General features: G+C 51.8%; 1 protein-coding gene. It reads right to left on the reverse strand.

Going from position 1 to position 888, the window contains the following annotated elements; genetic code table 11:
* Positions 1-888 (reverse strand): DNA gyrase subunit A (locus ACTHS3_RS15585; protein WP_440368452.1); only part of this gene is annotated, 888 nt, incomplete at both ends.

The following is an 888-nucleotide window of genomic DNA, read 5'->3' on the forward strand; positions in this document are numbered from 1 at the left end:
TTTCAGGTTCAGCAAGCGCGGCTGGCCGTCAACCAAGGCCACCATGTTGATACCGAAGCTGTCTTGCAGCTGGGTCAGTTTGTAGAGTTGGTTCAAAACGACTTCGGCATTTTCATTGCGTTTCAATTCGATCACGACACGCATACCGGATTTATCGGACTCGTCGCGCAGGTCGGATACGCCTTCCAACGTTTTTTCGCGTACCAACTCGCCGATTTTCTCAACCAGCTTGGCTTTGTTTACTTGATATGGGATTTCATCGATAACGATGGCTTCGCGCTCGCCGTTTTTACCGATAGGCTCAATATGGGTTTTACCGCGCATCACTACACGGCCGCGGCCGGTTTTATAGCCTTCGCGCACGCCGCTCAAGCCATAAATAGTTGCGCCGGTTGGGAAATCGGGTGCTTGGATAATGTTGATCAGCTCGTCGATTTCAGTTTCAGGCTCATCCAACAAACGCAGGCAAGCATTGATGGTATCGCCCAAATTGTGCGGCGGGATATTGGTTGCCATACCGACGGCAATACCGGACGAACCGTTGACTAGCAGCGCAGGGAAACGGGTCGGCAACACCAGCGGCTCATGTTCGCTGCCGTCATAGTTGGGACCGAAATTGACGGTTTCTTCTTCGATATCTGCCAGCATTTCATGGGAAATTTTTTCCATGCGGATTTCGGTATAACGCATGGCTGCTGCGGCCAAGCCGTCAACGGAACCGAAGTTGCCCTGACCGTCGATCAGTACATAACGCATGGAGAAGTCTTGCGCCATACGGACGATGGTGTCGTAAACGGCTGTATCGCCGTGGGGGTGGTATTTACCGATAACGTCGCCGACGATACGCGCCGATTTTTTATAGGCGGAATTCCAGTTGTTTTTCAACTC

This window comes from Neisseria sp. P0009.S007 (assembly GCF_051962515.1).